The organism is Pseudolabrys sp. Root1462 (assembly GCF_001426945.1).
Lineage (GTDB): Bacteria > Pseudomonadota > Alphaproteobacteria > Rhizobiales > Xanthobacteraceae > Pseudolabrys.
Genome location: NZ_LMFS01000004.1, coordinates 46,285 through 70,236, shown reverse-complemented (window position 1 = coordinate 70,236; position 23,952 = coordinate 46,285). Strand labels below are relative to the sequence as shown.

At 64.6% G+C, this 23,952-nt stretch carries 29 protein-coding genes and 1 other RNA gene; 18 read left to right on the top strand and 12 right to left on the bottom strand.

Annotation, left to right across the window (positions count from 1 at the left end; genetic code table 11):
* Positions 1–140 precede the first annotated feature (140 nt).
* Positions 141–305 (bottom strand): Flp family type IVb pilin, encoded by a 165-nt coding sequence (locus ASD45_RS23205; protein ID WP_082541105.1) that lies wholly within the window; start codon positions 303–305, stop codon positions 141–143.
* 459 nt (positions 306–764) lie between these two features.
* Between ASD45_RS23205 and ASD45_RS21260 the strand changes: the two genes are divergently transcribed.
* The 4 genes from ASD45_RS21260 to ASD45_RS21245 all read left to right on the top strand — a co-directional run bounded on the left by ASD45_RS21260 (position 765) and on the right by ASD45_RS21245 (position 3,484).
* Positions 765–1,592, top strand: coding sequence for a sterol desaturase family protein (locus tag ASD45_RS21260; protein WP_056913715.1), 828 nt, complete (start codon positions 765–767; stop codon positions 1,590–1,592).
* A 120-nt stretch (positions 1,593–1,712) separates the two neighbouring features.
* On the top strand, positions 1,713–2,204 hold the full coding sequence (locus ASD45_RS21255; protein ID WP_056913714.1) for a pilus assembly protein N-terminal domain-containing protein: 492 nt from the start codon (positions 1,713–1,715) through the stop codon (positions 2,202–2,204).
* Positions 2,205–2,351: 147 nt separating this feature from the next.
* Complete coding sequence (locus ASD45_RS21250) at positions 2,352–2,927, top strand: TadE/TadG family type IV pilus assembly protein (RefSeq protein ID WP_056913713.1); 576 nt, start codon at positions 2,352–2,354, stop codon at positions 2,925–2,927.
* A complete protein-coding gene (locus ASD45_RS21245) occupies positions 2,921–3,484 on the top strand; it encodes a TadE/TadG family type IV pilus assembly protein (protein WP_056913712.1) in 564 nt (187 codons plus the stop codon). Before ASD45_RS21250 ends, ASD45_RS21245 begins: the two co-directional genes overlap by 7 nt.
* A 10-nt stretch (positions 3,485–3,494) precedes the next feature.
* Here the strand turns inward: ASD45_RS21245 and ASD45_RS21240 are convergent, their stop codons facing one another.
* Positions 3,495–3,965: an Lrp/AsnC family transcriptional regulator gene (locus tag ASD45_RS21240; RefSeq protein ID WP_056913711.1), complete on the bottom strand. Its 471-nt coding sequence runs from the start codon at positions 3,963–3,965 to the stop codon at positions 3,495–3,497.
* A gap of 164 nt (positions 3,966–4,129) precedes the next feature.
* On the opposite strand from ASD45_RS21240, the gene ASD45_RS21235 reads away from it, so the two are divergent.
* The 3 genes from ASD45_RS21235 to ASD45_RS23645 all read left to right on the top strand — a co-directional run bounded on the left by ASD45_RS21235 (position 4,130) and on the right by ASD45_RS23645 (position 6,498).
* Positions 4,130–5,101 (top strand): sulfurtransferase, encoded by a 972-nt coding sequence (locus ASD45_RS21235; RefSeq protein ID WP_056913710.1) that lies wholly within the window; start codon positions 4,130–4,132, stop codon positions 5,099–5,101.
* A gap of 90 nt (positions 5,102–5,191) precedes the next feature.
* Positions 5,192–6,337: a YeeE/YedE thiosulfate transporter family protein gene (locus tag ASD45_RS21230; protein ID WP_056913709.1), complete on the top strand. Its 1,146-nt coding sequence runs from the start codon at positions 5,192–5,194 to the stop codon at positions 6,335–6,337.
* Between the two features lie 5 nt (positions 6,338–6,342).
* Complete coding sequence (locus ASD45_RS23645; protein WP_156381026.1) at positions 6,343–6,498, top strand: hypothetical protein; 156 nt, start codon at positions 6,343–6,345, stop codon at positions 6,496–6,498.
* A gap of 53 nt (positions 6,499–6,551) precedes the next feature.
* Here the strand turns inward: ASD45_RS23645 and ASD45_RS21225 are convergent, their stop codons facing one another.
* The 3 genes from ASD45_RS21225 to ASD45_RS21215 are packed head-to-tail and all read right to left on the bottom strand — an operon-like array spanning position 6,552 to position 8,902.
* Entirely contained in the window at positions 6,552–7,472 is a 921-nt protein-coding gene (locus tag ASD45_RS21225) for a PfkB family carbohydrate kinase (RefSeq protein ID WP_056913708.1), read from the bottom strand.
* Entirely contained in the window at positions 7,465–8,424 is a 960-nt protein-coding gene (gene nudC / locus ASD45_RS21220) for an NAD(+) diphosphatase (protein ID WP_082541104.1), read from the bottom strand. The genes ASD45_RS21225 and nudC overlap by 8 nt, the downstream gene beginning before the upstream one ends.
* A gap of 49 nt (positions 8,425–8,473) precedes the next feature.
* A complete protein-coding gene (locus ASD45_RS21215) occupies positions 8,474–8,902 on the bottom strand; it encodes an HIT domain-containing protein (protein ID WP_056913707.1) in 429 nt (142 codons plus the stop codon).
* A gap of 58 nt (positions 8,903–8,960) precedes the next feature.
* On the opposite strand from ASD45_RS21215, the gene ffs reads away from it, so the two are divergent.
* The 5 genes from ffs (at position 8,961) to ASD45_RS21195 (ending at position 12,621) form a co-directional block, all read left to right on the top strand.
* Positions 8,961–9,056, top strand: an RNA gene (gene ffs / locus ASD45_RS23200) — signal recognition particle sRNA small type.
* Between the two features lie 87 nt (positions 9,057–9,143).
* Complete coding sequence (locus ASD45_RS21210; RefSeq protein WP_056913706.1) at positions 9,144–10,958, top strand: DNA polymerase III subunit gamma/tau; 1,815 nt, start codon at positions 9,144–9,146, stop codon at positions 10,956–10,958.
* Positions 10,959–11,020: 62 nt separating this feature from the next.
* Positions 11,021–11,338 (top strand): YbaB/EbfC family nucleoid-associated protein, encoded by a 318-nt coding sequence (locus ASD45_RS21205; RefSeq protein WP_056913705.1) that lies wholly within the window; start codon positions 11,021–11,023, stop codon positions 11,336–11,338.
* A 168-nt stretch (positions 11,339–11,506) separates the two neighbouring features.
* Complete coding sequence (gene recR, locus ASD45_RS21200; protein WP_056913704.1) at positions 11,507–12,112, top strand: recombination mediator RecR; 606 nt, start codon at positions 11,507–11,509, stop codon at positions 12,110–12,112.
* A gap of 137 nt (positions 12,113–12,249) precedes the next feature.
* Positions 12,250–12,621, top strand: a complete 372-nt coding sequence (locus ASD45_RS21195; RefSeq protein WP_056913703.1) for a hypothetical protein — start codon at positions 12,250–12,252, stop codon at positions 12,619–12,621.
* Positions 12,622–12,627: 6 nt separating this feature from the next.
* Here the strand turns inward: ASD45_RS21195 and ASD45_RS21190 are convergent, their stop codons facing one another.
* On the bottom strand, positions 12,628–13,545 hold the full coding sequence (locus ASD45_RS21190; protein ID WP_056913702.1) for a helix-turn-helix domain-containing protein: 918 nt from the start codon (positions 13,543–13,545) through the stop codon (positions 12,628–12,630).
* A gap of 75 nt (positions 13,546–13,620) precedes the next feature.
* Here ASD45_RS21190 and pobA point away from each other — a divergent pair, with 75 nt between their 5' ends.
* Positions 13,621–14,793 (top strand): 4-hydroxybenzoate 3-monooxygenase, encoded by a 1,173-nt coding sequence (gene pobA, locus ASD45_RS21185; RefSeq protein ID WP_056913978.1) that lies wholly within the window; start codon positions 13,621–13,623, stop codon positions 14,791–14,793.
* On the opposite strand, the gene ASD45_RS21180 is transcribed toward pobA, so the two are convergent.
* Both ASD45_RS21180 and rmuC read right to left on the bottom strand, forming a co-directional pair.
* Positions 14,790–16,154, bottom strand: a complete 1,365-nt coding sequence (locus ASD45_RS21180; RefSeq protein ID WP_056913701.1) for an MFS transporter — start codon at positions 16,152–16,154, stop codon at positions 14,790–14,792. The two genes, pobA and ASD45_RS21180, sit on opposite strands and share 4 nt — an antisense overlap.
* 126 nt (positions 16,155–16,280) lie before the next feature.
* A complete protein-coding gene (gene rmuC / locus ASD45_RS21175; RefSeq protein ID WP_056913700.1) occupies positions 16,281–17,411 on the bottom strand; it encodes a DNA recombination protein RmuC in 1,131 nt (376 codons plus the stop codon).
* Positions 17,412–17,539: 128 nt separating this feature from the next.
* Between rmuC and def the strand changes: the two genes are divergently transcribed.
* The 3 genes from def (at position 17,540) to ASD45_RS21160 (ending at position 20,333) form a co-directional block, all read left to right on the top strand.
* Positions 17,540–18,097, top strand: a complete 558-nt coding sequence (def, locus tag ASD45_RS21170) for a peptide deformylase (protein WP_056913699.1) — start codon at positions 17,540–17,542, stop codon at positions 18,095–18,097.
* Positions 18,098–18,114: 17 nt separating this feature from the next.
* Complete coding sequence (gene fmt / locus ASD45_RS21165; RefSeq protein ID WP_056913698.1) at positions 18,115–19,038, top strand: methionyl-tRNA formyltransferase; 924 nt, start codon at positions 18,115–18,117, stop codon at positions 19,036–19,038.
* Positions 19,039–19,304: 266 nt separating this feature from the next.
* Entirely contained in the window at positions 19,305–20,333 is a 1,029-nt protein-coding gene (locus ASD45_RS21160; RefSeq protein WP_156381025.1) for a fatty acid desaturase, read from the top strand.
* A 68-nt stretch (positions 20,334–20,401) separates the two neighbouring features.
* On the opposite strand, the gene ASD45_RS21155 is transcribed toward ASD45_RS21160, so the two are convergent.
* Positions 20,402–20,914, bottom strand: coding sequence for a pyridoxamine 5'-phosphate oxidase family protein (locus tag ASD45_RS21155; protein WP_082541103.1), 513 nt, complete (start codon positions 20,912–20,914; stop codon positions 20,402–20,404).
* A gap of 70 nt (positions 20,915–20,984) precedes the next feature.
* Here ASD45_RS21155 and truA point away from each other — a divergent pair, with 70 nt between their 5' ends.
* Both truA and ASD45_RS21145 read left to right on the top strand, forming a co-directional pair.
* Positions 20,985–21,731 carry a tRNA pseudouridine(38-40) synthase TruA gene (gene truA, locus ASD45_RS21150; RefSeq protein WP_056913696.1) on the top strand — a complete coding sequence of 249 codons (747 nt, stop codon included), beginning with the start codon at positions 20,985–20,987 and terminating at the stop codon, positions 21,729–21,731.
* Between the two features lie 113 nt (positions 21,732–21,844).
* Positions 21,845–22,267 carry an OsmC family protein gene (locus ASD45_RS21145; RefSeq protein WP_056913695.1) on the top strand — a complete coding sequence of 141 codons (423 nt, stop codon included), beginning with the start codon at positions 21,845–21,847 and terminating at the stop codon, positions 22,265–22,267.
* A 101-nt stretch (positions 22,268–22,368) separates the two neighbouring features.
* On the opposite strand, the gene dapE is transcribed toward ASD45_RS21145, so the two are convergent.
* The 3 genes from dapE to ASD45_RS21130 are packed head-to-tail and all read right to left on the bottom strand — an operon-like array spanning position 22,369 to position 23,950.
* Complete coding sequence (dapE, locus tag ASD45_RS21140; RefSeq protein WP_056913694.1) at positions 22,369–23,529, bottom strand: succinyl-diaminopimelate desuccinylase; 1,161 nt, start codon at positions 23,527–23,529, stop codon at positions 22,369–22,371.
* Positions 23,529–23,723, bottom strand: coding sequence for a type II toxin-antitoxin system HicA family toxin (locus ASD45_RS21135; protein WP_056913693.1), 195 nt, complete (start codon positions 23,721–23,723; stop codon positions 23,529–23,531). Before ASD45_RS21135 ends, dapE begins: the two co-directional genes overlap by 1 nt.
* A complete protein-coding gene (locus ASD45_RS21130; protein WP_082541102.1) occupies positions 23,723–23,950 on the bottom strand; it encodes a DUF1902 domain-containing protein in 228 nt (75 codons plus the stop codon). Before ASD45_RS21130 ends, ASD45_RS21135 begins: the two co-directional genes overlap by 1 nt.
* Positions 23,951–23,952: the final 2 nt, after the last annotated feature.

The following is a 23,952-nucleotide window of genomic DNA, read 5'->3' as shown; positions in this document are numbered from 1 at the left end:
GCCCGGCGCTCCCCCGGGCACAGACAAGCTAGCGTCGCGATGCTTGCCGTTCGGTTAGCAGCGCCGGCGACGCCGGTCCGCCGCAAAAGGCAAAGGGCTCCGGATTCTCCGGAGCCCTTGGTGATGCACAGCCGCCCGGCTTATTTCAGCTGGGTCGAGATGCTGTTGAACGAAGTGTTCAGCTTGGTGCCGATGCCGTTGACGACGGCAATGATGGCGACCGAAATGCCGGCGGCGATCAGGCCGTATTCGATGGCGGTCGCGCCAGAATTGTCCTTCAGGAAACGCACGAACAGGTTCTTCATCGGTAGCTCCATTGATCCACGAGGCTGTCTGAGCAGGGTCAAAACGCTGGGATTGGCTCCCGCTGTTCTGATGACGGGACCTTACGCGGCAGGTCTTGCGGCTGTCTTAATGTGATCTAAGAAATACAGGGTCATTCTTCGGTATTTCAACGTAGTTAATGACCTGTAACCTAATGAATATTATGGTTAAGAATTGGTATATGATGTATATTGATAGGATATTCTATTCTAATTCGAGTGAATACATAAAATCAAACCCGGGAATTCCTTGTATCTGTCAGGCAATACAATATTTCTTCGGCGAAGTATTCGCCTGGCAATACTGTCACCGGGTCCGGTCCTGCTCCATCGCAATGGCGATGCGGACTCCGGTCAGCGTGGAATGCGCGGCTTTCACCACTCATTAATCCGCGAAGCCGATACCGATACGGTGGAGCCGTGATCCCGCGAGCCGCCGACATGCTGAACGAATTTTATTCTGTCTTCCTGGTCGCCGGACAAACGGTGCTCAAGATCGTGCCGATCACGCTGGCGATGGGCTTGGTCTTCGCCGTGTTGACGCACTGGTCGGCCTGCAATCCCGGCCAGGTGTGGTGGCGGAAGCGGGAGATCGTGACCGACGTCCTGTACTGGTTCCTCATCCCGCTGCTGGCGCGCTTCGTGCGCATCGGCCTGATGGTGACCGGCGCCGCCTATATCTACGGCATCCACACCGGCGACCAGCTGATGGCGTTCTTCGACGATGGCTTCGGTCCGCTCGCGCGATTGCCACTGTGGGCGCAGGCGATCACCTTCCTCGTCGTTTCCGACTTTCTGCTGTATTGGTTCCACCGCCTCTATCACGGCGCGGCGATGTGGAAGTACCACGCCATCCACCACTCCTCGACCGAGGTGGACTGGATCTCGGCGGCGCGCTTCCATCCGGTCAACATCCTGTTCGGAACCGTATTGGTCGATGCCGCGCTGCTGCTGGCCGGCATCTCGCCTAATGTGATGTTGTGGGTCGGGCCGTTCACCACGGCCTCATCCGCCTTCGTTCATGCCAACCTGAACTGGACGCTGGGTCCGTTCAAATACGTGCTCGCCGGTCCGATATTCCACCGCTGGCACCACACCTCGCCCGATCGCGGCGGCAACATGAATTTCGCCGGCACGTTTCCGATCTGGGATATCTTGTTCGGCACCTGGTACATGCCCGAGGGTGAGCTGCCGGACGCTTACGGCGTCGACGACGAGCACTTCCCCGAGAGCTTCGGCGCCCAGATGCTCTATCCGTTCCGGCAGTAGGCGACGCCGCACCGGCTCTTTGCACTTCGTTCACCAATTTGCAGTCAACTGCAGCGGTCTCGGCCCGCCGGCGTGTATGGCCGCGCGGGATTTAGTATTGCGTAGCGTTGGAGAGATGCGATGTCGGCCGCGTTCAGACGTCCCAGCCGCCTGCTTACGGTCATGGCGGGCGTCATGCTTGCCGGTGTACTGGCGGGGGCGGCGCAGGCTGAAACGGTGACGGTCTCGGTCGACGAGGCCCGCATCATGAAGCTTCCCGACAACGTCGCCACCATCGTCATCGGCAATCCGCTGATCGCCGACGCCACGCTGCAGGGCGGCGGCGTGCTGGTGCTGACCGGTAAGGGCTTCGGCTCGACCAACATGCTGGCGCTCAACCGCAGCGGCAAGATCGTCCTCGATACAACGGTGCAGGTCACCGGGCCGGGCAGCGCGGACCTGGTCGTCGTGTACAAGGGCGTCGAACGCGAGTCCTATAGCTGCGCGCCGGAATGCGAGAAGCGTCTGACGCTCGGCGACTCGGCGACCTACTTCGGCAATATCCTCGGCCAGTCCGGCGCGCGCATCGGCGGCGGTGGTGGCGGCGGCGGCGCGGCACCCTCAGCCCGCTGAGGCCCGGCGCGGTTAACGTCCCGTCATGGTTAGCGGACGTTAAACCGCGGTCCCGGCGTTTTCGTCATTGCGCGCAAGAAATCGACAACGCCGTCTCGCTATAAGGACCTCGGCTGGGCGCATTAGCGAGCCGTTGGGACCTCTGCCATGTTCGGTAAAATAAGGAAACGCATCGGCGGCTGCTGGCGCGGCGGCATCGGTCGGCGCTTCATCAAGCAGCAGAGCGGCGCCGCCGCCGTCGAATTCGCGCTCGTGGCAACTCCGTTCCTGGCGCTGACCTTCGCCATCATCGAATCCGCGCTGGTGTTCTTTGCCGGGCAGACGCTGGAAGCCGCGACTGCCGATTCCGCGCGGCTGATCATGACCGGACAGGCGCAGACCAACGGCTTCAGCGCCACCGATTTCAAGAACCAGGTGTGCAGCCGTATCGCCGGCCTGTTCGATTGCAACGGCGGCGTCTATGTCGACGTCAAGACCTACTCGGACTTTAGCTCGGTGACCGCGGCAGCCTCGCCAGTCTCGAATGGACAGTTCGACAGCACCAAGATGGCCTATACGCCCGGCGGACCGGGCTGCATCGTCAAGGTGTCGCTGTATTACCAGTGGCCGATCTACGTTTCGCTGCTCGGCAACAATCTGGCGAATCTGAACGGCAACAAGCGGCTGCTGGTCGCGACATCGGTCTTCCGTAACGAGCCCTATGGCGGGAGCAACGCATGCTGAGCCATCGCGTGCTGACATTCATCGCCGGCCCTCGCCGCAGCCGCTTCGTCCGCGATCGTCGTGGCGTTTCCGCGGTCGAGTTCGCGCTGGTCGCGCCGATCATGATCTGTCTGTATTTCGGCTGTGTCGAAGTGTCCGATGCCGTGGCGGTCGATCGCAAGGTCAGCCTCACCGCCGCAGCGCTTGCCAACCTGTCGGCGCAGGTGACGACGATCTCGACCAGCGACATGACCAACATTCTCAATGCGTCGAGCGGCATCATCCAGCCCTACGACGCCAGCAAGCTGAAGATGACGATCACCTGCATCAACATCGACGCCACCAAGAAGGCGACGGTCAAATGGAGCGTGACGCGCAACGGCACGGCGAATTCCGGCACCATGACCTTGCCCTCGGCGCTCGCGGTCGCCAACACGCAACTCGTCCTCGCCGAGGCCAGCTACGCCTACGCGCCGACCGTCGGCTACAACATCACCGGATCGCTCAATCTGGCGGACAAGATGTACATGGCGCCGCGCCAGACTTCGCCGACCTATAACGGCACCGCCTGTAGCTGACGGTTCTTGGTCAGCGCGCCGGTTTCGGCTCGACCAGCGGCAACGCCGTCGTCGACTTGATGCGCTCCATGGCGAAGCGCGACGTGACGTTCTTCAGCGGCACCGTGGCGATCAGCTTTTTATAGAAAGTATCGTAGCTCGCCATGTCCTGAACGACGACGCGCAGCACGTAATCGACGTCGCCCGCCATTCGGTAGAATTCCATCACCTCCGGCATCGCGTTCACGACGTCGGCGAAGTTCTTCAGCCAGTCCTGCGAATGGTCGCCGGTCTCCACCGAAACGAACACGGTGATGCCGAGGCCGACCTTTTCCGGATCGATCAGCGCGACGCGCTTGGTGATGACGCCGTCGGCCTCGAGCCGCTGCAGGCGCTTCCAGCACGGCGTGGACGACAGGCCGACGCGCTGGCCGATTTCGGCGACGGACAGCGAGGCGTTGTCCTGGACCACGGCGAGGATCTTGCGGTCGATGGCGTCCATTCTCTGTTTCCCTGAAAAGGCAGGATCGTTGATCTACGGGCAGCGCAGCGGCTAGAAGGATTTTCTTATTTGAACAACGGTACTGTCTTTACAGAGAAAAATATTCTATTTCAAGGGCCATGTGATGGCGCCGGCAGGTGCCTTGTTTCGAATGGGTCCCGGTCATGAGAAAATTCTTCGCCCCGCTTGTTGCTGCGAGCCTTGCCGCCCTGGTGTCGCTGAGCGCGACCTTCTCCGCGTCGGCCGCCGAGACGCAGCCGCTGGTCGGCGTCTCCTGGCTCAAGGAGCACCTCACCGACAAGAACGTTCTCGTCCTCGACATCCGCTCCGCGATCGACGGCGGCGGCGCCAAGGCTTACGAAGAAGCCCACATTCCCGGCGCGGTGCACAGCGATTACGACAAGGCCGGCTGGCGCGTGACGCGCAACGACGTGCCGTTCATGCTGCCGACCGTCCCTGAGCTCGAGAAGCTGATCGGCGATCTCGGCATCGACGAGAGTACCCATGTCGTCGTCGTCCCGGCCGGCGTGAATTTCACCGATTTCGGTTCGGCGGCGCGCACCTACTGGACGCTGAAAATCGTCGGCGTGAACAACGTTTCGATCCTCGACGGCGGCGTCGCCGCCTGGAAAGCGGCCGGCTTGCCGCTTGAAAACGGCATCAAGAAGCCGTCACCGACGATCTTCACCGCGACCCTCAACAGCAGCCTGTTGTCGAAGGCCGATGACGTGAAGAAGGTCGAGACCGCCAAGAACGCGACTCTGATCGACGCGCGTCCCGCCTCGTTCTTCGAAGGCAAGGAAAAGGCGCCTGCCGCCAAGGCCTATGGGCATATTCCCGGTGCGGTCAGTCTCGACAGCGCCAGCTTCTACGACGCGCACGCCAACAAGCTGAAGCCGCGCGCCGAACTGGTTTCCCTCGCTTCGCATCTGCCGCAGGGGCCGGCGGTGGCCTATTGCAACACCGGGCACTGGGCCGCGACCGACTGGTTCGTCCTGCACGAATTGCTCGGCCGCAAGGATGTCAGCCTCTACGACGGTTCCATGGTCGAGTGGACCGCGGACGCGACGCGCCCGATCGAATCGTCCCGCACCAAGTGGGATGACCTGAAGAAGGCGCTCGGCCTGGGTTCGTGATAGGCTGACTTCCGAGTTTCCCCCGTTCTGCGGAAGCGCGCGCTGACGAGGCGCGCGCTTCATCTCGTGACGACGCCAAGAAAGCCAGCCATGTCTACCGCGACCATTTCCGCTCCCTCGGCCGCCGCGCCGCGCGCCGATTATCTGTTCCTCGCCATTTCCATCCTCGCCACGGCGGTCCTCGTCGCGCTGGTGCTGCTCGACGGACAGCGGGCCTCGGCCGCGCTGATCATCGGCGGCTTCGGGCTCGGCGTCGCCTTCCTGAAGGCCGAGTTCAGTTATACCGCGTCGTGGCGGCGCTTCCTGACGCGCGGCGAAGCCGGTGGCCTCATCGGCGGTCTCATCGTCATCGCCATCGCTGCAGTCGCGGTCGTGCCGGTGGCGGCGCTCTGGCAAGGCTATGGCGGCGCCATAGCGCCCCTCGGGCCGTCGCTCATCATCGGGGCTCTGGTGTTCGGCGTCGGCATGCAGCTCGGCAATGGCTGCGGCTCCGGCACCCTCTACACGGTCGGCGGCGGCTCCGGCCGCATGTTGATTACCTTGGCGTTCTTCGTCATCGGCAGCGTGTTCGGCTCGCTGTCACTGCCGGCATTCCTCGCCATGGGCGGCCTCGATCCCATTCTGGCTTCGGATTATCTCGGGCCGTGGGGCGGATTGATCGCGACATTGGCGAGTCTCGCCGTCGCCGCCGCGATCATGATCACCGTGGCGCGCAAGCGCGGCGCCAACTACAAGCCGTCGCGCAATTACATCATCGGCGGCATCGTCATCGGCCTGCTGTGCGTCTTCGTATTCTTCGCCGGCGGCCATCCGTGGAGCGTGACGTTCGGCTACACGGTGTGGGGCGCCAAGATCTTCCAGGCGCTGGGCTACGACTTCTCGCAGGCCGCGTTCTGGCAGTGGGCGGGCCCGAAGCACGCGCTTGCCGAATCCGTCTTGTCCGACACATCGAGCCTCACCGACTTCGGCATCATCTTCGGCGCCATGGCCGCGGCCGCCGCGACCAAGCGTTACGCCAACGCGCCGTGGCCGCCGCTCGGCTCGCTGCTCGCCGCCGCGGTCGGCGGCCTGCTGATGGGCTGGGGCGCGCGCCTGGGCTTCGGCTGCAACATCGGCGCCTTTGTCGGCGGTGTCGCCTCCGGCTCGCTGCATGGCTGGGTGTGGTTCGCGATGGCGCTTGTCGGCAGCCTGATCGGCATCCGCTTGCGGCCGCTGTTCGGCCTGTCGCGGGAGTAAATCTTATGAGGAAGGTTTACATCGTCGTGACGCTGGTCGCTTTCGTCGCCATTGTCGGCAATCACCTGACAAGCCCGTCGAGCGGGCGCGCGGTGTCGCCGGAAGATTTCGCCGGCGCCTGCGCGCCTTGCGGCGCGCCGTGTCCATCGAAGAATAATTAGTCGCTGGTCGTTCGGGGCCGCGAACTCCGCTCGCGTCCCCTAAAGGCCGCGAACTAGGCGTGTTCTTTCAGGAACGCCTCGACTTCGGCGCGCGTCGCGGCGCCCATCAAGCCGCCGAAACGCGTGCATTTGATCGCCGCTGCGGCGGCGGCAAAGCGCATGGCATCGACGACGTCGCGGCTCTCGACAAAGCGCACGGCGAAAGCGCCGTGGAACGTATCGCCGGCGCCTAGCGTATCCACCGCCTCAACCTGGAAGGCATCGAGGTGGCGCACCGCGCCGTCATCGAGCCAATAGACACCCTGCGGTCCATTGGTCACGGCGAGAAAGCCGGAAAAGCTGGCACCGAGTTTCTTCAGTGCGCCGGGGAGATCGGCGACGCCAGTCGCTTCGCGGATCGCGTCGGCCGAGCAGATGACGTGCGAGCAGCACTGGAACAGCGGATCGTCCGTCGGCGTCGGCTTGTCGAAATCGAGCACGCGGGGAATGCCGCACGCTTTCGCGGCTTGGCAGATCGGCAGGCTGATATTGCTGTAGCGGTTGTCGAGCATGACGGCGTCGGCCTGCGCGACGGTGCCCGCCGGATCGTCCGGCACCGCGGCGTGCAGACCTTGCGGCCGCAAAGTCGCGATCATCTTCTCGCCCTGCGCGTCGAGCATGATGAGCGAGGCCGCCGAGCGCGCGCCCGGAACGCGGATGGCTTTCGAGATATCGATATTCTCTTTCGCGAAAGCCCGGAGAATGGAATTGGCGACGTCATCATGCTCGTCGCCGACCGCGCCGATGTAGGTGACGCGGGCGCCCAAACGCGCCATCGCCACCGCGGCGTTTCCGGCCTGTCCGCCACTGGTGACGATGAAGTCGGTCGCGGAAACCTTGCCGCCGGGCTCGGGGAATTTCTCAACCCGCATCACATTGTCCTGCACGGCGCCGCCGGCGCAGACGATGCGGACAGTTGCCTTCGGTTCAGTCAAATCGAATGTCGTCCTCTACCCAGGCGCGGATGATGTGATGCGCGATCGCAACCGGCGGCGGCGTGGTCAGGCCCTCCGCATGCGTGCGCGTCAGCATCGTGATGGTCTCATCCTTGCTAAACCAGCGGGCGGCCTCGAGTTCCGTGGCATCGACGACGATGTCGCGGCTTTTCGCCTCGGCGTGGCAGCCGATCATCAGCGAGGTCGGAAACGGCCAGGGTTGGGAGCGATAATATGTGACGCGGCCGCACAGGATGCCGGCTTCCTCGCGGGTTTCGCGGCGTACCGCGTCCTCGATCGCTTCGCCCGGTTCGATGAAGCCGGCGAGGCACGACCACATGGTCGGGGCAAAGCGCGGCGAACGGCCGAGCAGGCATTGATCGCCATCGACGATCAGCATGATGACGACCGGGTCGGTGCGCGGGAAGTGCTCGGTCTTGCACGACGGACACAGCCGCTTCCAGCCGGCATCGACGGCGTCGGTCCTGACGCCGCAATTCGAGCAGAAGCGGTGGCGCTGATGCCAGTGCAGCACCGCCTTGGCCTCGGCGATCGGCGGCAAATGCACGCCATCGACCAGGCCTTGCACCGCGATCGAGCGCAGGTCGGTGACCAGGAGATCGTCGCGCGCCTTCAGCGCTTCGGCCGCTGCGGGCGGAATGCCGAAACCGAAACGCGGCGCGCCGTCGAGATGGCCGAGAAATGCGGTTTCCTCGGCCGGGCCGAAACGGCGCGCTTCCTCGAGCGTGAACAGCGGCTCGTTCGGTTCGCCGCGTTTGGCGACGATCATCTCGCCGCCGATGACATAAGCGCCGGCGCGTTTATCGGCCGCCATCGCCTCGAGCGCGGCCGTATTGGTGCGCAGTTCGGCGGCGCGCTCGATGCGGCTGTCGGCATAACCGAGAACCGGTTTTGGAAAGGGAAGTGACTGCGGAATCGGACGGTCGGACATCGGCGCGGAAACTGGCATGGCGGCCCAAGGAGCGCAATGCGGGCTGGCTTTACAATTCCTTGATCGCGGCGACGTCGAGGGCGCGCTGCAACGCCGTCACAAAGCCGTCGCGAACGGCGGGATTGTAGGCGATCGCCGGAACCGCGCCCCAGACCGGCTTGGGCCAGGCCGGATCGCCGTGCCGCCGGGCGATGATGTGGACATGCAGTTGCGGCACCATATTGCCGAGGGCGGCGACGTTGAGCTTTTCGCACGGGACGGTGGCCTTGAGCGCCCGTGCGGCGGCGTCGATCTCGGCGCTGAGGGCGGCGCGGTCCACCGCCGTCAGATCGATCAGCTCGACGATATCCGGCCGCCGCGGCACCAGGATCAGCCACGGATAATTGGCGTCGTTCGACAGCAGCACGCGGCACAGCGCGAGGTCGCCGACCTCGACGGTGTCGGCGACGAGCTGGGGGTGGAGGGTGAAATCCGGCATGGGTTTCCGCGGGCTCCTTCGCTTGCTTTCTCCCCCCAATAGCCCGATATAGGGCCCGGGAGGTTGGCGGTGGACGAACCACTCGCCAACCGGGTCAGATCCGGAAGGAAGCAGCCCTAACGAGCACGGATCGGGTCGCTCGTCAGCCTCCCACCTATTTTTCCACGATGCTTGGGCGAGTTGTCCCCCGTCCCGCCAGGGCGGGTGGCCTCCGCGTCCCGGGCTTGCCAGTATGGGCCCCATGAGCGACGCTGAGAGCCCGAAAGGTCCCGGTTCCGCCCCGGCCGAGCCCGCCGGCGGTTACCGCGTCCTTGCGCGAAAATATCGCCCCGCCAGTTTCGAGGACCTGATCGGCCAGGAGGCCATGGTCCGCACGATCTCGAACGCCTTCGAGAGCGGCCGCATCCCGCAGGCCTGGATCCTCACCGGCGTCCGCGGCGTCGGCAAAACGACGACCGCCCGCATCCTGGCCCGCGCCCTCAACTACGAACTGCCCGACGGCTCGGTGAAGGGCCCGACCATCCATATGCCGGTGATGGGCATCCACGACCAGGCCATCATCGACAGCCGGCACATCGACGTCCTCGAGATGGACGCCGCCTCGCACAATTCCGTCGACGACGTGCGCCAGATCAACGACGCGGTGCGCTATGCGCCCGTGTCCGCGCGCTACAAGGTCTACATCCTCGACGAAGTCCACATGCTGTCCGGCGCCGCCTTCAATGCGTTGTTGAAGACGCTGGAAGAGCCGCCGCCGCACGCCAAGTTCATCTTCGCCACCACGGAAATCCGCAAGGTCCCGGTCACGGTGCTGTCGCGCTGCCAGCGCTTCGATCTGCGCCGGGTCGATGCCGATGTGTTGATCGCGCATCTCGCCGGCATCGCCGCCAAGGAAGGCATCGAAGCCGAGCAGGGCGCGCTGGCGCTGATCGCGCGCGCCGCCGAAGGCTCGGTGCGCGATAGTCTGTCGTTGATGGATCAGGCGATCGCCCACGCGGCAGGCCCGGTTCGCGCCGAGGACGTGCGACAGATGCTCGGTCTTGCCGACCGCGTCCGCATCGTCGATCTGTTCGAAGCCTTGATGAAAGGCGACATCGCCGCCGCGCTCACCGAATTGCGCGCGCAATACGACATCGGCGCCGATCCGGCGGTGGTGCTGAGCGATCTTGCCGAATTCAGCCATTTCGTCACCCGCATGAAGGTGGTGCCGAGCGTCGGCGACGACGTCTCGTTGTCGGAAGCCGAGCGCGTGCGCGGCCGCGCCTTCGCGCAACAGCTTTCGCTCCGCGTGCTGTCGCGCACCTGGCAGATGCTGCTCAAGGGCATCGGCGAGGTGCAGTCCTCCGGCCGGCCGGTGGCCGCGGCCGAGATGGTGCTGGTGCGCATCGCCTATGCCGCTGACCTGCCGACGCCGGACGACGTGGTGCGCTCGCTCACCGACAGTGGGGGCGGTGCGCCGGCCCGCGGTGGCGGTGGCGGTGCAGGGGCTGCCGCGGCGGCGCCGGTGGCCTCTCAGAATTATGCGCCGCGTTTCGAGGCCCCGCGCGGCGCGCCGCGCGCACAGGTCGTCGCCTCGCAGCCGATGGCGAGCAACGCGCCGGCGGTTCGCCGCGACGAGCCCGAGGCGCAGCCCACGGTCGCCATCAAATCGTTCGCCGAGCTGATCGCCTTTGTTGCCGACAAGCGCGACATCAATGCCAAGATGGCGCTGGAACGCGACGTGCGTCTCGTTCGTTTCGAAGATGGCCAGCTCGAGATCGCCTTGATGCCGAGCGCGCCGAAGAGCCTGGTCCATGAGCTGCAGCAGAAGCTGTCGACCTGGACCGGCCGGCGCTGGATCGTCGTCATCTCGAAAGAGCAGGGCGAGCGGACCCTGCGTGAACAGGCCAATGACCGCCAGGCGGCCTTGCGCCAGGAAGTCTTGCAAGACCCGCTGGTGCAGGCGGTGCTGAAGAAGTTTCCGGGCGCCAAGGTCGGCGAGATCACGCAGACCGCCGATGAGCCGCATGCCGACGAAGGCCTCGCGGCACCGAGCGATACCGAAGAGGATGACTAGCGCATGGTTCCGAAAATTGGGTACCGGTTTTCGGACAGCACCATGCGCCAAGGAGGAAAGTGATGCGCGATTTCATGGGCATGATGAAACAGGCCGCGCAACTGCAATCGAAGATGCAGGAGATGCAGGCCGAGCTCGATATGATCGAGGTGGAAGGCGTGGCCGGCGCCGGGCTGGTGCTGGTCAAGCTCTCCGCCAAGGGCGACCTCAAGCACGTCCGGATCGACAATTCGCTGATGAAGGAGTCGGAAAAGGAAGTGCTCGAGGATCTTCTGATCGCCGCGCATGCCGACGCGCGCCGCAAGGCCGAAACCGTCCTCGCCGAGAAGATGAAGGCGATGACCGGCGGCCTGCCGCTGCCGCCGGGACTGCTGGGGTAGCGTCGCTCGCCCCGCGGGAGCGGGGAGAGGTGCCGAGCGCGCGCCTCTGCCGCGCGAGGCGGGTGAGGGCCCCCTATATGCACAATCTAATTCGCCCCTCACCCGGCCCTCGCTTTGCTCGGGCCGCCCTCTCCCCGTAAAACGGGGCGAGGGAAGGAAGAAAGCGCCATGCCCACCGCCGTTGCCGGACCCGAAATCGAACGCCTGATCCAGTTGCTGGCGCGCCTGCCGGGCCTCGGCCCGCGCTCGGCGCGGCGCGCCGCGCTGTTTCTGATCAAGAAGCGCGAGCAGGTGATGACGCCGCTCACCAATGCGCTGCAGACCGCACTGGAAAAGATCGTGGTCTGCAAGACCTGCGGCAACATCGATACCCAGGACCCGTGCACGGTCTGCACCGACACGCGCCGCGACCAGTCGATCCTCGTCGTCGTTGCCGATGTCGCCGACCTGTGGGCGCTGGAGCGGGCGCATGCGGTCAACGGCCGCTATCATGTCCTCGGCGGCACCCTGTCGCCGCTCGACGGCGTCGGCCCGCAGGATCTGTCGATCGATGCGCTGGTCGCGCGCGCCCACGAACCGCAGGTCAACGAAGTCATCCTGGCGCTCAACGCCACCGTCGACGGCCAGACCACGGCGCATTACATCACCGAGCTGCTCGGCGACGCCAATGTGAAGGTGACGCGGCTGGCGCATGGCGTGCCGGTCGGCGGCGAACTCGATTATCTCGATGAGGGTACGCTGTCGGCGGCGATGAAGCAGCGGACCTTGTTCTGAACAACCGGAAGCCCGCGCTAATGTCTGTGTGGCAACACTATCCGCCGTTCCCCGCGAAAGCGGGGATCCATAATTCCAAAACAAGCGCTTCGGTGTTTCGCTTCTGGGCCCCCGCTTTCGCGGGGGCGAACGGAGTTTTGTTCTTTGTCTTCCTGGCGATCGCGAGCGCGGTGCATGCGCAACAGCCGGCCCAAGCTACCCTCAAGCTCGGCGACACCATCACCGGCACATTGCAGGTCGTGAATGCCAAACATCCGAACGGCACGGCGATCCGCGTCTTTGAGATCGTGTCGGATGCGCCGAAGCCGTTCGCCAAGAAAGACGAGTTCTGCGGCGAACAGCCGCCGAAGACCTTTCAACTGATCGTCACGAAGAACCCTGCGCTGACGCAGCGGCTCGACCGCCTCGTCGGCAAGACCATCGCAGTCGAGGCGGAAGACTTCTTCTGTGCGCAGACGGCCTGGCACATTGCCGACGCCGTGCTCGCCCAATGGCGGCTGAAGCCGTAAGCCGCTCTATGATCCGGTGTGAACCCGGTCGCGGAATTCGCTCGGCGACAGGCCCGTGGCGACCGTGAAGGTGCGGGTAAAATAGGCCGGATCGTTGAAGCCGAGTTCGTAGGCGATCTTCGATACCGCGGTGTTGGTATAGACCAGTTGGCGGCGCGCCTCGCGCACGACGCGGTCGCGGATCATGTGCGAGGCCGGGCAGCCGAACGCTTCGCGCGTCAGGCGCGACAGGTGCGTCGGCGTCACTTTAAGCGCCGCGGCGTAGCGCGCCACCGGCCAGTGCTCGCGATAGTGATCGTCGATCAAGGCGCCGAAGCGATCGACCAGCCCGGCGCCGACAGTCGCTGTCGCGGGTGAAGCCTTCGCCGCCAGTTCGCGCGCCACCAGCCCGAGCAAGGTCGCCGACAGCGCCTTCAACACATGAGCGCGGGCAAAGTGACGGCTGCCATACTCGGCGGCAATCTCCTGCATGAGGCGGCGCATGGCTGGCGTGGCGCGCAGCAGCGCCGCCTCCGACAAGGTGCGTGACAGCCCGTCCGGCGCGTTCAACACCTCGTCGAGGATTTCGGTGGCGATCGTCACCACCCAGCCCTGGGTGCCTTTGGCGAAACGATAGCCGTGCACGTGGCCGGCGGGGACGTTGACCGCGGTCATGGCCTTGAGCCGATAATCGCGGCCTTCCATCGTGGCGTGGCCGCCGCCGCGCGAAATCAGCAGCACCTGATGCAGGCGGCCGTGGCGATGCGGTGGAAACTGCCAGCCGTGGGGCACCGACCGCGCGGCCAGCGTCTCGCAATGCACGACGTCCGGCAGGTCGCGGACCTCGCCGAACAGGTTATAGGACAGGATGGCGGGCAGGACCGAGGGTTTGAGTGGGGCGCGCGGCATGTTCGATTTGTACAAGACATCGTCGTCCTGATCCATTGCCCCGGTGGCCTGCCGTGGCCCAAATACCGTCAACCAGCAAAAGGTGAGGGAGCGATGCCGCAGGGAACCGCCGTGAAAACTCAGGTCTGCATTATCGGCGGCGGCCCGTCCGGGCTGCTGCTGTCGCAGCTCCTGCACCTCAAGGGCATCGACAACGTCCTGCTCGAGAAGCACACCCGGGATTACGTGCTGTCGCGCATTCGCGCCGGCGTGCTGGAGCACGGCTTTGCCCGCCTGATGCGCGAAGCGCAGTGCGGCGAGCGCATGGATCGCGAAGGCGAAGTTCACGACGGTGTGTTCATCGCCCATGATGGCAAGCTCGACCGCATCGATCTGCACAAATATTCGGGCGGCTCGTCGGTCATCGTCTATGGCCAGACCGAAGTCACCCGGGATCTCTACGACGCGCGCGACCGCATGAACGGCAAGGTCGTTCATGAAGCCGAGGATGTGGCGCTGCACGACATCGAGGGGAACGCGCCTTACGTCACCTATCGCAAAGGTGGCGCCGAGCACCGCGTCGATTGCGAATACATTATCGGCGCCGACGGATTTCACGGCGTCAGCCGCAAGTCGATTCCGGCCGGGACGCTGCGCGAATACGAACGCGTCTATCCGTTCGGCTGGCTCGGCGTGCTGTCGCAGACCAAGCCGGTGTCGCCCGAGCTGATTTACACCAAGCACAAGAACGGCTTTGCGCTGTGCTCGCTGCGCTCACAGGTGCTGAGCCGCTACTACATTCAGGTGCCGCTGACCGACAAGGTCGAGGACTGGTCGGATGATGCATTCTGGGCCGAGCTGAAGAACCGGCTGCCGGCGGATGTCGCCGCGCGGCTGCAGACCGGGCCATCGATCGAGAAAAGCATCGCGCCGCTGCGCAGCTATGTCGCCGAGCCCATGCGCCACGGCCGGCTGTTTCTCGCCGGCGATGCCGCGCACATCTTCCCGCCCACCGGCGCCCGCGGGCTCAACAGCGCGGCGTCCGACATCTATTATCTCTACCACGCCATGGTCGATCACTATCACAAGAACGACGACGCCGGTCTCGAAGGCTACTCGGCCAAGGCGCTGGCGCGGGTGTGGAAGGCGCAGCGTTTCTCGTGGTGGATGACGACGATGCTGCACCGGTTTCCGGACAACACGCCCTATGAGGACCAGTTGCAGGAGACCGAGCTGGCTTATCTCTTGTCGTCCGACGCCGCCAAGAGCGTGATGGCGGAGAATTACGTCGGCCTGCCGTTCTAGGCTTTAACTGCCGTACGCGGCTTGTCGAGCGCGGCGAAGTGGCCGCGCAGTTGCAGCCACCACAACAGCGCCAGCGACGGCAGCGCCGCCAGTGCGGTAATGAAAAAGAACGTCACCCAGCCGAAATCCTCGGCGATGAAGCCGCCGCCGGAAGCGAGCGTGGTGCGGCCGACGGCGGCGAGCGCGGTGAGCAGGGCGTATTGCGTCGCGGTGTGGGCGCGGTCGCCGCACAGCGCGGATAGATAAGCGACGAAGATCACGGTGCCGATGGCGCCCATGAAATTCTCGACCACGATGGTGACCATCAGCGCCGGCACACTGACGCCGACGACGGCCAGCCAGGAGAAAGTGAGGTTGGACAGCATCTGCACGATGCCGCCGATCCACAGGCTGGTGGCTAGCGGCAGCCCGCGCACGATGGCGCCGCCGGCAAAGCCGCCGATCAGCGCCGCGGCCAGTCCGACGCCCTTGACGACCGCCGCATAGGTCGCCTTGTCGAAACCGATGTCGATGACGAAGGCCGCCGTCAGCGCGCCGGCGAAGGCGTCGCAGAACTTGTACAACACGACGAACAGCAGCACGACGATGGCCGCGTCGCGCGCCAGGAATTCGCCGAAGGCGCCGGTCGCGGTCTCGTACAGGCGCTGCAGCGGATTGTGGGTGCGGTCGACGGCGGACGGGGGCGCATCAGGCTCGGTGGCGAACAGCGTTGCGCCGATGCCGATCGCCATGCCGAAGGCGGCGCCGATATAGCCCCACATCCACACATCGGCGCGCGGCACGCCCTTGTATTCCAGCCAGGCGACCAGAAACAACACGCCGGCGCCGGAGGCAAGCATGCCGATGCGGTAGGCGGCGACATAGCCGGCCATGCCGGCGCCCTGTTCGCTGGGCTCCAGGCTTTCGACGCGGAAGGCGTCGACCACGATGTCCTGCGTCGCCGAGGCGGTGGCGACCAGCACCGCGCCGATGATGATCAGCGGCAGCGACTTCAGAGGATCGCACAGGCCAAGGATGACGATGGTGACGAACAGCAGGAGCTGGGTGAACACCAGCCAGCCGCGGCGGCGGCCGAGCAGCCGCGACAGCACCGGGATGTCGAGCGCGTCGGTCAGCGGCGCCCACAGGAACTTGAAGGTGTAGGGCAGGCCGACCAGCGAAAACAGACCGATGGTGGCCAGATCGATGTGGCTTTCGGTTAGCCACACCGCCAGCGTCGAGCCCGACAGCGCCAGCGGCAGGCCGGACGAAAAGCCGAGCAGCAGGACGATCAGCACCCGCGGCTTCAAATAGACGGCGAGCGCCTCGATGAAGGAGCGGCGGGCGGCGGCGTCGGCTTTCGCGTCGGGCGTGGCGGTCATGAATCACGTTCTACGTCATTCCGGGGCACGCGCGTAGCGCGTGAACCCGGAATCCGGACCCACACTCCAAGCTTTCCTCCGGATTCCGGGCCTGGCCCTTCGGGGCCATCCCGGAACGACGGCAATCTACTCGGCAGCGCCGATCTTGCGGATCGGCGCTGCGATCACCTCGGCGGTGGCGGGCGCGTCGGCGTCGAAATCCAGCCCTTCGATCTTGCCGGCGCGCTTCTCGATCTTGCCGGTCGAGATCAGGATCTGGTCGATGTCGGCATTGGCCTGGTTGAAATGCGCCTGCAGCTTGCGCACGCGGTCGGACAGCAGGCCGACGTCCTTCATCATCATGCCGACCTCGGTGCGGATCTGGTCGGCGGCCTCGCGCATTTCCGCATCCTTACGCACCTGCTTGATCACCTGGATCGCCATCACCATCAGCGTCGGCGACACGATCATGACGCGGGCGCGCTGCGCCTTCTGCACCAAATTGTCGAACTGCTCGTGCAGGTCGGCGTAAACCGACTCCGACGGGATGAACATCAACGCGATGTCCTGGGTCTCGCCGGGTAGCAGATATTTCGAAGCGATGTCGGCGACATGCTTGGCCATGTCGGTGCGCACCCGCGCCGCCGCGAGTTTGCGCTCCTCGTCGGTTTGCGCATCGCGCAGCGCGGTCATGGCCTCGAGCGGAAACTTGGCGTCGATCACCAGCGGTCCGGAATCGGGCATGAACACCACGCAGTCCGGCCGCGTGCGGTTCGACAGCGTGAACTGAAATTCGAAGGCGCCCTTGGGCAGGATGTCGGCGATGATGGCCTCGAGTTGGCCCTGGCCGAAGGCGCCGCGCGACTGCTTGTTGCTCAGCACGTTCTGCAGCGAGGTCACGGTGGACGACAGTTCGGTGATATTCTTCTGCGCCGAGTCGATCACCGCGAGGCGCGAATGCAGCGCCTGCAGGTGGTCGGAGGTGTGCTTGGCGGTCGTCTTCATCGACTCGCCGAGGTTCTGGCTCACGGCGTCGAGGCGGGAGTTGACGGTTTGCGCCAGCTGGCCGTGCGCGTTCTGCAGCCACGCGCCCATGGCGTCGAGCCGGGCGTTGAGTTCGCGCATCCGCTGCTCGGCCTCAAGGTCCTTCGCCGGCGGCTTCGGCCGCAGCAGGATGATGAGGATCGCGATCACACAGATGACCACCAGCGCGGCGACGCCAAGTCCTACGGGCAGGGCGGCTGGTGATTGCAGCAGGTCGATCAGGGTGTCGGTCATGGCGAGGGTTCTACCGCGATTCGAGGCCGGAGGGAACGAAGAGCGAACGGGGCGCCACGGGCGGCCAAAACCGCCCGTTTTTCCCGGGTTCCGTTGACCTTCCGCCCATCAGCCCTTACATCGCCGCCATGGCGATCCGCGACATCCTCATCATCCCCGAAAAGAAGCTCCGGCTGAAATCCGAGCCGATCAAGGCGTTCGACAAGCCGCTGCGCGCGCTGGTCGACGACATGTTCGAGACCATGTACGAGGCGCCCGGTATCGGGCTCGCCGCGATCCAGATCGGCGAGCCGGTCCGTGTCATCACGATCGACGTCGCCAAGAAGGACGACCCGAAGGAACCGCAGGTCTTCATCAATCCGGAGATCGTGTGGTCGTCGGACGAGACCTCGACCTACGAGGAAGGCTGCCTGTCGATTCCCGAGTACTACGAGGAGGTCGAGCGGCCGGCCAAGGTGCGGGTGAAGTATTTCGACGCCGACGGCAAGGTCCATGAGGTCGAAGCCGACGGCCTGCTAGCCACCTGCCTGCAGCACGAGATCGACCACGTCAACGGCGTGCTGTTCATCGACCACATTTCCAAGCTCAAGCGCGACATGGTGATCAAGAAGTTCACCAAGGCCGCCAAGAAGGGCGTGTCGCCCGCGCTCGCCAAGGACAAAGAGCCGTCGCATCATATCGGCTGACGCCGAGGGACAGGGTGATGCCGCTCCGCCTGATTTTCATGGGCACGCCGGATTTCGCGGTGCCGACCTTGCTGGCGCTGCACGCGGCCGGTCACGAGATCGTCGCGGTCTATACGCGCGCCGCCAAGCCCGGCGGGCGGCGTGGCCTCGATCTGGTGCCGACTCCGGTCGAACGCGAGGCCACCAAGCTCGGCCTCACGGTGCTGACGCCGAAATCGTTGCGCAATGACGAGGCGCAGTCGGAATTCGCCGCCTTCAAGGCCGACGCCGCCATCGTCGTCGCTTACGGTCTCATCCTGCCGAAGCCGATCCTCGAGGCGCCGCGGCTCGCCTGCTTCAACGTCCATGCTTCGCTGCTGCCGCGCTGGCGCGGCGCCGCGCCGATCCACCGCGCCATCATGGCCGGCGATGCCGAAACCGGCGTCACCATCATGCAGATGGACGAAGGCCTCGACACCGGCGCGATGATGATGCGCGAGGCGCTGCCGATCGGACTCGACGTCACCACCGGCGAACTGCACGATGCGCTGGCCGCGCTCGGCGCCCGGCTGATGCCATTGGCTCTGGCAGCGGCCGATCGAGGCTCGCTCAAGCCGACGCCGCAGCCGGCCGACGGCGTCACCTACGCCGAGAAGATTGCCAAGGCCGAGTCCCGCATCGACTGGGGCAAGCCGGCGCGCGACGTGCACAATCACATCCGCGGCCTGTCGCCGTTTCCGGGCGCCTGGTTCGAATTCGACGGTGCGCGCATCAAGGTGCTGCGTTCGACGCTTGGCTCGGGGTCCGGTGCGCCCGGCACCGCGCTCGATGACAACCTCACCATCGCCTGCGGCGACGGCGCGGTGCGGCTCATCCAGGTGCAGCGCGAGGGCAAGAAAGCGATGAGCGCTGACGAATTCCTGCGCGGCACAAAGGTTGCGGCCGGCACGCGGCTCGGGTGATCGAACGAAGGCGCTGACCATCGGGTCGCGCTCTTCCTGATGCCATCGCGCGGTTTCGCAGCCCGACGCCCGAACCGAAAATGGTCGCGTGCGTTATCCTACGCCTTTCGATAGTCTGTCCTGAGGCTTCGTTATTCTGACGATACCGCCGTTCGGACCACCAAAAAGCCCCTATTCTCGGGCATTCTGGGGTTTCTCACGCATCGCGATATTCCTGGGCAGCGGCCGCTTACCGGCGCGCGTCGGCCCCGATCTGGAAACTGGCTTTGAGCATTGGTCACAATACCGACGTTTCGCCCCCGGACGCCCGCCTCTGGACGCAAATTCTCAATCGCTACCGCGAGCCGAGCCGCGTGCGCAGCGTGGTCGAACTGACGATTACCGCCCTGCCTTTGGTCGCCCTGTGGGTGGTGGCGTGGCTGCTTTATTCGTTCGGCTTCTGGTGGGCTTCGCTGCTGATCGCGCTTCCCGCCTCGGGATTCCTCGTGCGGCTGTTCATCATCCAGCACGACTGCGGCCACGGCTCGTTCTTTCCCAACCGGACGGTGAACGACTGGGTCGGCCGCGTTCTCGGCGTGCTGACCATGACACCCTATGATTTCTGGCGCCGCACCCACGCCATTCATCATGCTACCGCCGGCAATCTCGACCGGCGCGGCATTGGCGATGTCGATACGCTCACCGTACGCGAGTACAAGGCGCGTTCGCGCTGGGGCCGGCTGAAGTACAGACTTTACCGCCACCCGCTGGTGATGTTCGGTTTCGGGCCGGCTTATCTCTTCCTGCTGCAGCATCGCTTGCCGATCGGCATGATGCGGGCCGGCTGGCTGCCATGGATCTCGACGCAAGCCACCAACGCGGCGATCGCGACGATTGCCATCGCGCTGATCTGGCTCATCGGCGTCGACGCGTTCTTCCTCGTGCACCTGCCGATCCTGCTGCTCTCGGCGGTATTCGGCGTCTGGCTGTTCTACGTGCAGCACCAGTTCGAGGATACGCTCTGGAATGAGAGCCGCGGCTGGGATCTGCACGAAGCCGCGCTGCATGGCTCGTCGCACTACGATCTGCCGCTGTGGCTGCGCTGGTTCACCGCCAACATCGGCATCCATCACGTGCATCATCTGCACAGCCGCATTCCGTCTTACCGGCTGCCGAGCGTGCTGCGCGACCATCCGGAGCTGCGCCATGTCGGCCGGCTGACGCTGCTGGAGAGCTTCGGCTGCGTGCGCCTGACGCTGTGGGACGAAACCCAGCGCCGGCTGATTTCGTTCCGCGAAGCCAAGGCGCTGGCCTGAGGCGGCGTCTCCGCTTCATCGCACACAGTCTTTCCGGGGCGCGTGCGTCCTGGAAAGGCCTCTGCGAATCAGGCCGCGTGGAAGCTCGCCCAGTGGTGCCGTCGCGCCTCGACGAACTCGGCTAGATCGCCGTCGGTGACCTTCACCAGATCGCTGTGGCCGAAGCCCTTCGAATAGTCGAGCACCGACACCACCTCGGGCGTCAGCCGCAACAGCGGCATGGCAGCGGGGGTGGGTCTCGGTATCACCTTGTATTCCGGATAGCGCTTGAGCAGGATTTCGGTGACATGGTCGCGCTCGCCGGGGTCGGTGGCCTCGACGACGTTGGCGGCAATCGATAAACCCTTGATCTGCAGCGGCTGCGGATAGTCCTTGGCGATGGCCAGAGCTACCCGCGGATCGCGCATGATGTTGGTGAACTTCTGGCTGTCGCGCGCGACCAGACAGTAGATAATCAATCCGTCATTGGCGTAGCCGACGACCGTCGCCTGCGGCCAGCCGTCGGCGCGGTTGGTGGCGATGGTCATGATGCGGTGCTGGTCGAGAAGGTCGATGATCTGCCGCTTGAATGCGTCGTGCATGGCCCTGTCCCCGCGTTTGACGCCATAGTGTAGAAAGCCCGCCCCGCGGCGGATTTGAGGTGAATCAATCGTGCCCCGCTACAAGCTGACCATCGAATATGACGGCGCGCCGTTCTGCGGCTGGCAAACCCAGGCCGACCAGGTGACGGTGCAGGGCGTGCTCACGGCCGCCGTCAAGGCGCTGTCCGGTGAGGACGTGCTGGTGCAGGGCGCCGGCCGTACCGATGCGGGCGTGCATGCGCGCGGCCAGGTGGCGCATGTCGATCTTGCCCGCGACTGGAAAACCGACACGGTCCGCGACGCGCTGAACGCGCATTTGCGGCCTTATCCGGTGGCGGTGCTGAAGGCCGAACAGGTCGGCGACGAGTTCAATGCGCGCATGTCGGCGATCAAGCGCCATTATTTCTATCGCATCGTCAACCGCCGGCCGGACCTGACCTTCGATGTCAAATATGCCTGGCGCGTTGCGCGGCCGCTCGATGCGGATGCCATGCACGAGGCGGCGCAGCGTCTCGTCGGCAAGCACGACTTCACCACCTTTCGTTCGACCGAGTGTCAGGCCAAGTCGCCGGACAAGACGCTCGATCGGCTCGACGTCATGCGCCACGGCGATGAGATTCACGTCTTCGCCTCGGCGCGCTCGTTCCTGCACAATCAGGTGCGTTCGATGGTCGGCACCTTGATGAGTACGGGCCTCACCGGTCCGGGTGCCTGGACCGCTGACGATATGACGCGGGCGCTCGAGGCCCGCGACCGCACCGCCTGCGGCCAGGTGGCGCCGCCGGATGGGCTGTATTTGATGAAGGTCGATTATTAAGCTGCCGCTCTTCGGGCCTCTTCGGGCCGTAAAGTCCGTGGCCTTTTGCAACGATACTGCCCTGTCATACGTTACCTTTATCGGGGTAGCGTTTTCAGCACAGGAGCAAGCTCATGAGCACATTCGGCACGGCAGTCTGGTCGGGCGGCATCAAGGACGGCAAGGGCGCGATCTCGACGAAAAGCGGCGCCTTGAAGGACTACCCTTATGGCTTCGCGTCTCGCTTCGAGGGCAAGCCCGGTACCAACCCGGAAGAACTGATCGGCGCGGCGCATGCCGGCTGCTTCACCATGGCGCTGTCCGGTATCCTCGGCGAAGCCGGTCTGACCGCGGAAAAGATGGAAACGCAGGCCGACGTCACGCTGGTAAAGCAGAGCGACGGCTTCGCCATCACCAAGGTGCACCTGACGCTGAAGGCGAAGATTCCCGGCACCGACGACGCCAAGTTTCAGAAGCTGGCGGCCAAGGCCAAGGCGGGTTGCCCGGTGTCCAAGCTGCTGAAAGCGGAGATCACGCTGGATGCGAAGCTGGTGTGATCCTCTGACCTCATCCTGAGGAGCATCGCGAAGCGATGCGCCACGAAGGATAGCCTCATGGTTCGAGACGCGCCGCTTTGCGGCGCTCCTCACCATGAGGGTCAGCCAAAATACCGATCCACAATTTTCCGATAAATCGTCGTCAGCGCGCGCAGATCGGCGATCGGCACGCGCTCGTCGATCGCATGCATGGTCTGGCCGACCAGGCCGAATTCGACCACCGGGCAGTAATGCGTGATGAAGCGCGCATCCGACGTGCCGCCGGTGGTCGAGAGCGCTGGCGCGCGGCCGGTGGTTTCCTTCACCGCATTTGCCACGAGTTCGGTGAACGGACCCGGCTTGGTCACGAACACACCGGCATTTGACGGCTGAAACTTGAACTCGAATTTGATCTTGCCGCCGGCAGCCTTCTCGGCGCGCTGCTGCAGCAGCGCTTTCAGCGATTCCAGCGTGTGGCAGTCGTTGAAGCGGATGTTGAACATCGCACGCGCTTCGCCGGGAATGAGATTGACCGTCTTGTTGCCGACATCGACCGAGACGAATTCCATGTTCGACGGCTGGAAGTTGGCGTTGCCGGCATCGAGCGGCTCGGACAGAAGAGCATCGATCAACTTGACGATGCCGCGCACCGGATTGTCGGCGCGCTGCGGATAGGCGACGTGGCCCTGCTTGCCGGTGACGATGAGATGGCCGTTGAGCGAGCCGCGACGCCCGATCTTGATGGTGTCGCCCATCTCCTCCTGGTTGCTGGGCTCGCCGAGAATGCAGTGGTCGAATTTCTCGCCCATGCCGTCGACCCATTGCAGCAGCTTCGGCGTGCCGTTGACCGCGATGCTCTCCTCGTCGCCGGTGATCAGGAACGAGATCGAGCCCTTCTGCGGCCTGCCACCATGGGCGGCGAGATGATCGAGGACGGCCGCTACCGCGCAGCCGATGCCGCCCTTCATGTCGACGGCGCCGCGGCCATAGAGTTCGCCATTGTCGATGTCGCCGCCGAACGGCGGATGCTTCCAGGCCTTCTCGTCGCCGGTCGGCACCACGTCGGTGTGCCCGGCGAAGGTCAGGTGCGGCGCCTCGGTGCCGATGCGGGCGTAGAAGTTCTCGACGTCGTCGGTGCCCGGTTCGGAGAAGACCTTGCGATGCACGGTAAAGCCGGCGGCTTTCAGCGTCGTCTCGAGATAGCTCAGCGCGCCGCCTTCCGCGGGTGTCACCGACGGACAGCGCAACAGTTCACGGGTGATGGCAACGGGATCGGCGGGCATTAGTATTTCTTTGACAGTCCGGCTTGTTTAAGCACGTCGTTCGCTGTGTGCCGGGACTTTGTGGTGCGAGGAAGCGTGACGTGGCGGTTAGTGGAAGGATTGAACCAGATTTCGTGGCTGCCTTTGCCGGCACGCAGCAACTCGAAACCATTCTCCCGCAAGACCTGGATCAGATCGCGGTAGAAATTGGCCATTACGCGCCTGCGAGATCGAGATGCTCTTCGGCTTTGAAGGTAAGGGAGAGGTCTTTATCGGTCTGTCCCGTCACTTCCATCATCTCTGGAAGAATAAGACGAACTTCCTCGATCATGCCAGGCCAGCTATCGGCCTCGACAACGAGCCCAGGAACGTCACCACTGGTGGCGATCCAGACGCTGGCTTCGCCGTCCCATCGTGCCTGAATGGTAATGTTGCGGCTCATGA

What these genes read in the sequence shown, in the direction of transcription:
- ASD45_RS23205 (WP_082541105.1), bottom strand. Translation starts at nt 305, where the DNA reads ATGAAGAACCTGTTCGTGCGTTTCCTGAAGGACAATTCTGGCGCGACC.
- ASD45_RS21260 (WP_056913715.1), top strand. Translation starts at nt 765, where the DNA reads ATGCTGAACGAATTTTATTCTGTCTTCCTGGTCGCCGGACAAACGGTG.
- ASD45_RS21255 (WP_056913714.1), top strand. Translation starts at nt 1,713, where the DNA reads ATGTCGGCCGCGTTCAGACGTCCCAGCCGCCTGCTTACGGTCATGGCG.
- ASD45_RS21250 (WP_056913713.1), top strand. Translation starts at nt 2,352, where the DNA reads ATGTTCGGTAAAATAAGGAAACGCATCGGCGGCTGCTGGCGCGGCGGC.
- ASD45_RS21245 (WP_056913712.1), top strand. Translation starts at nt 2,921, where the DNA reads ATGCTGAGCCATCGCGTGCTGACATTCATCGCCGGCCCTCGCCGCAGC.
- ASD45_RS21240 (WP_056913711.1), bottom strand. Translation starts at nt 3,965, where the DNA reads ATGGACGCCATCGACCGCAAGATCCTCGCCGTGGTCCAGGACAACGCC.
- ASD45_RS21235 (WP_056913710.1), top strand. Translation starts at nt 4,130, where the DNA reads ATGAGAAAATTCTTCGCCCCGCTTGTTGCTGCGAGCCTTGCCGCCCTG.
- ASD45_RS21230 (WP_056913709.1), top strand. Translation starts at nt 5,192, where the DNA reads ATGTCTACCGCGACCATTTCCGCTCCCTCGGCCGCCGCGCCGCGCGCC.
- ASD45_RS23645 (WP_156381026.1), top strand. Translation starts at nt 6,343, where the DNA reads ATGAGGAAGGTTTACATCGTCGTGACGCTGGTCGCTTTCGTCGCCATT.
- nudC (WP_082541104.1), bottom strand. Translation starts at nt 8,424, where the DNA reads ATGTCCGACCGTCCGATTCCGCAGTCACTTCCCTTTCCAAAACCGGTT.
- ASD45_RS21215 (WP_056913707.1), bottom strand. Translation starts at nt 8,902, where the DNA reads ATGCCGGATTTCACCCTCCACCCCCAGCTCGTCGCCGACACCGTCGAG.
- ASD45_RS21210 (WP_056913706.1), top strand. Translation starts at nt 9,144, where the DNA reads ATGAGCGACGCTGAGAGCCCGAAAGGTCCCGGTTCCGCCCCGGCCGAG.
- ASD45_RS21205 (WP_056913705.1), top strand. Translation starts at nt 11,021, where the DNA reads ATGCGCGATTTCATGGGCATGATGAAACAGGCCGCGCAACTGCAATCG.
- recR (WP_056913704.1), top strand. Translation starts at nt 11,507, where the DNA reads ATGCCCACCGCCGTTGCCGGACCCGAAATCGAACGCCTGATCCAGTTG.
- ASD45_RS21190 (WP_056913702.1), bottom strand. Translation starts at nt 13,545, where the DNA reads ATGGATCAGGACGACGATGTCTTGTACAAATCGAACATGCCGCGCGCC.
- ASD45_RS21180 (WP_056913701.1), bottom strand. Translation starts at nt 16,154, where the DNA reads ATGACCGCCACGCCCGACGCGAAAGCCGACGCCGCCGCCCGCCGCTCC.
- rmuC (WP_056913700.1), bottom strand. Translation starts at nt 17,411, where the DNA reads ATGACCGACACCCTGATCGACCTGCTGCAATCACCAGCCGCCCTGCCC.
- def (WP_056913699.1), top strand. Translation starts at nt 17,540, where the DNA reads ATGGCGATCCGCGACATCCTCATCATCCCCGAAAAGAAGCTCCGGCTG.
- fmt (WP_056913698.1), top strand. Translation starts at nt 18,115, where the DNA reads ATGCCGCTCCGCCTGATTTTCATGGGCACGCCGGATTTCGCGGTGCCG.
- ASD45_RS21155 (WP_082541103.1), bottom strand. Translation starts at nt 20,914, where the DNA reads ATGCACGACGCATTCAAGCGGCAGATCATCGACCTTCTCGACCAGCAC.
- ASD45_RS21145 (WP_056913695.1), top strand. Translation starts at nt 21,845, where the DNA reads ATGAGCACATTCGGCACGGCAGTCTGGTCGGGCGGCATCAAGGACGGC.
- dapE (WP_056913694.1), bottom strand. Translation starts at nt 23,529, where the DNA reads ATGCCCGCCGATCCCGTTGCCATCACCCGTGAACTGTTGCGCTGTCCG.
- ASD45_RS21135 (WP_056913693.1), bottom strand. Translation starts at nt 23,723, where the DNA reads ATGGCCAATTTCTACCGCGATCTGATCCAGGTCTTGCGGGAGAATGGT.
- ASD45_RS21130 (WP_082541102.1), bottom strand. Translation starts at nt 23,950, where the DNA reads ATGAGCCGCAACATTACCATTCAGGCACGATGGGACGGCGAAGCCAGC.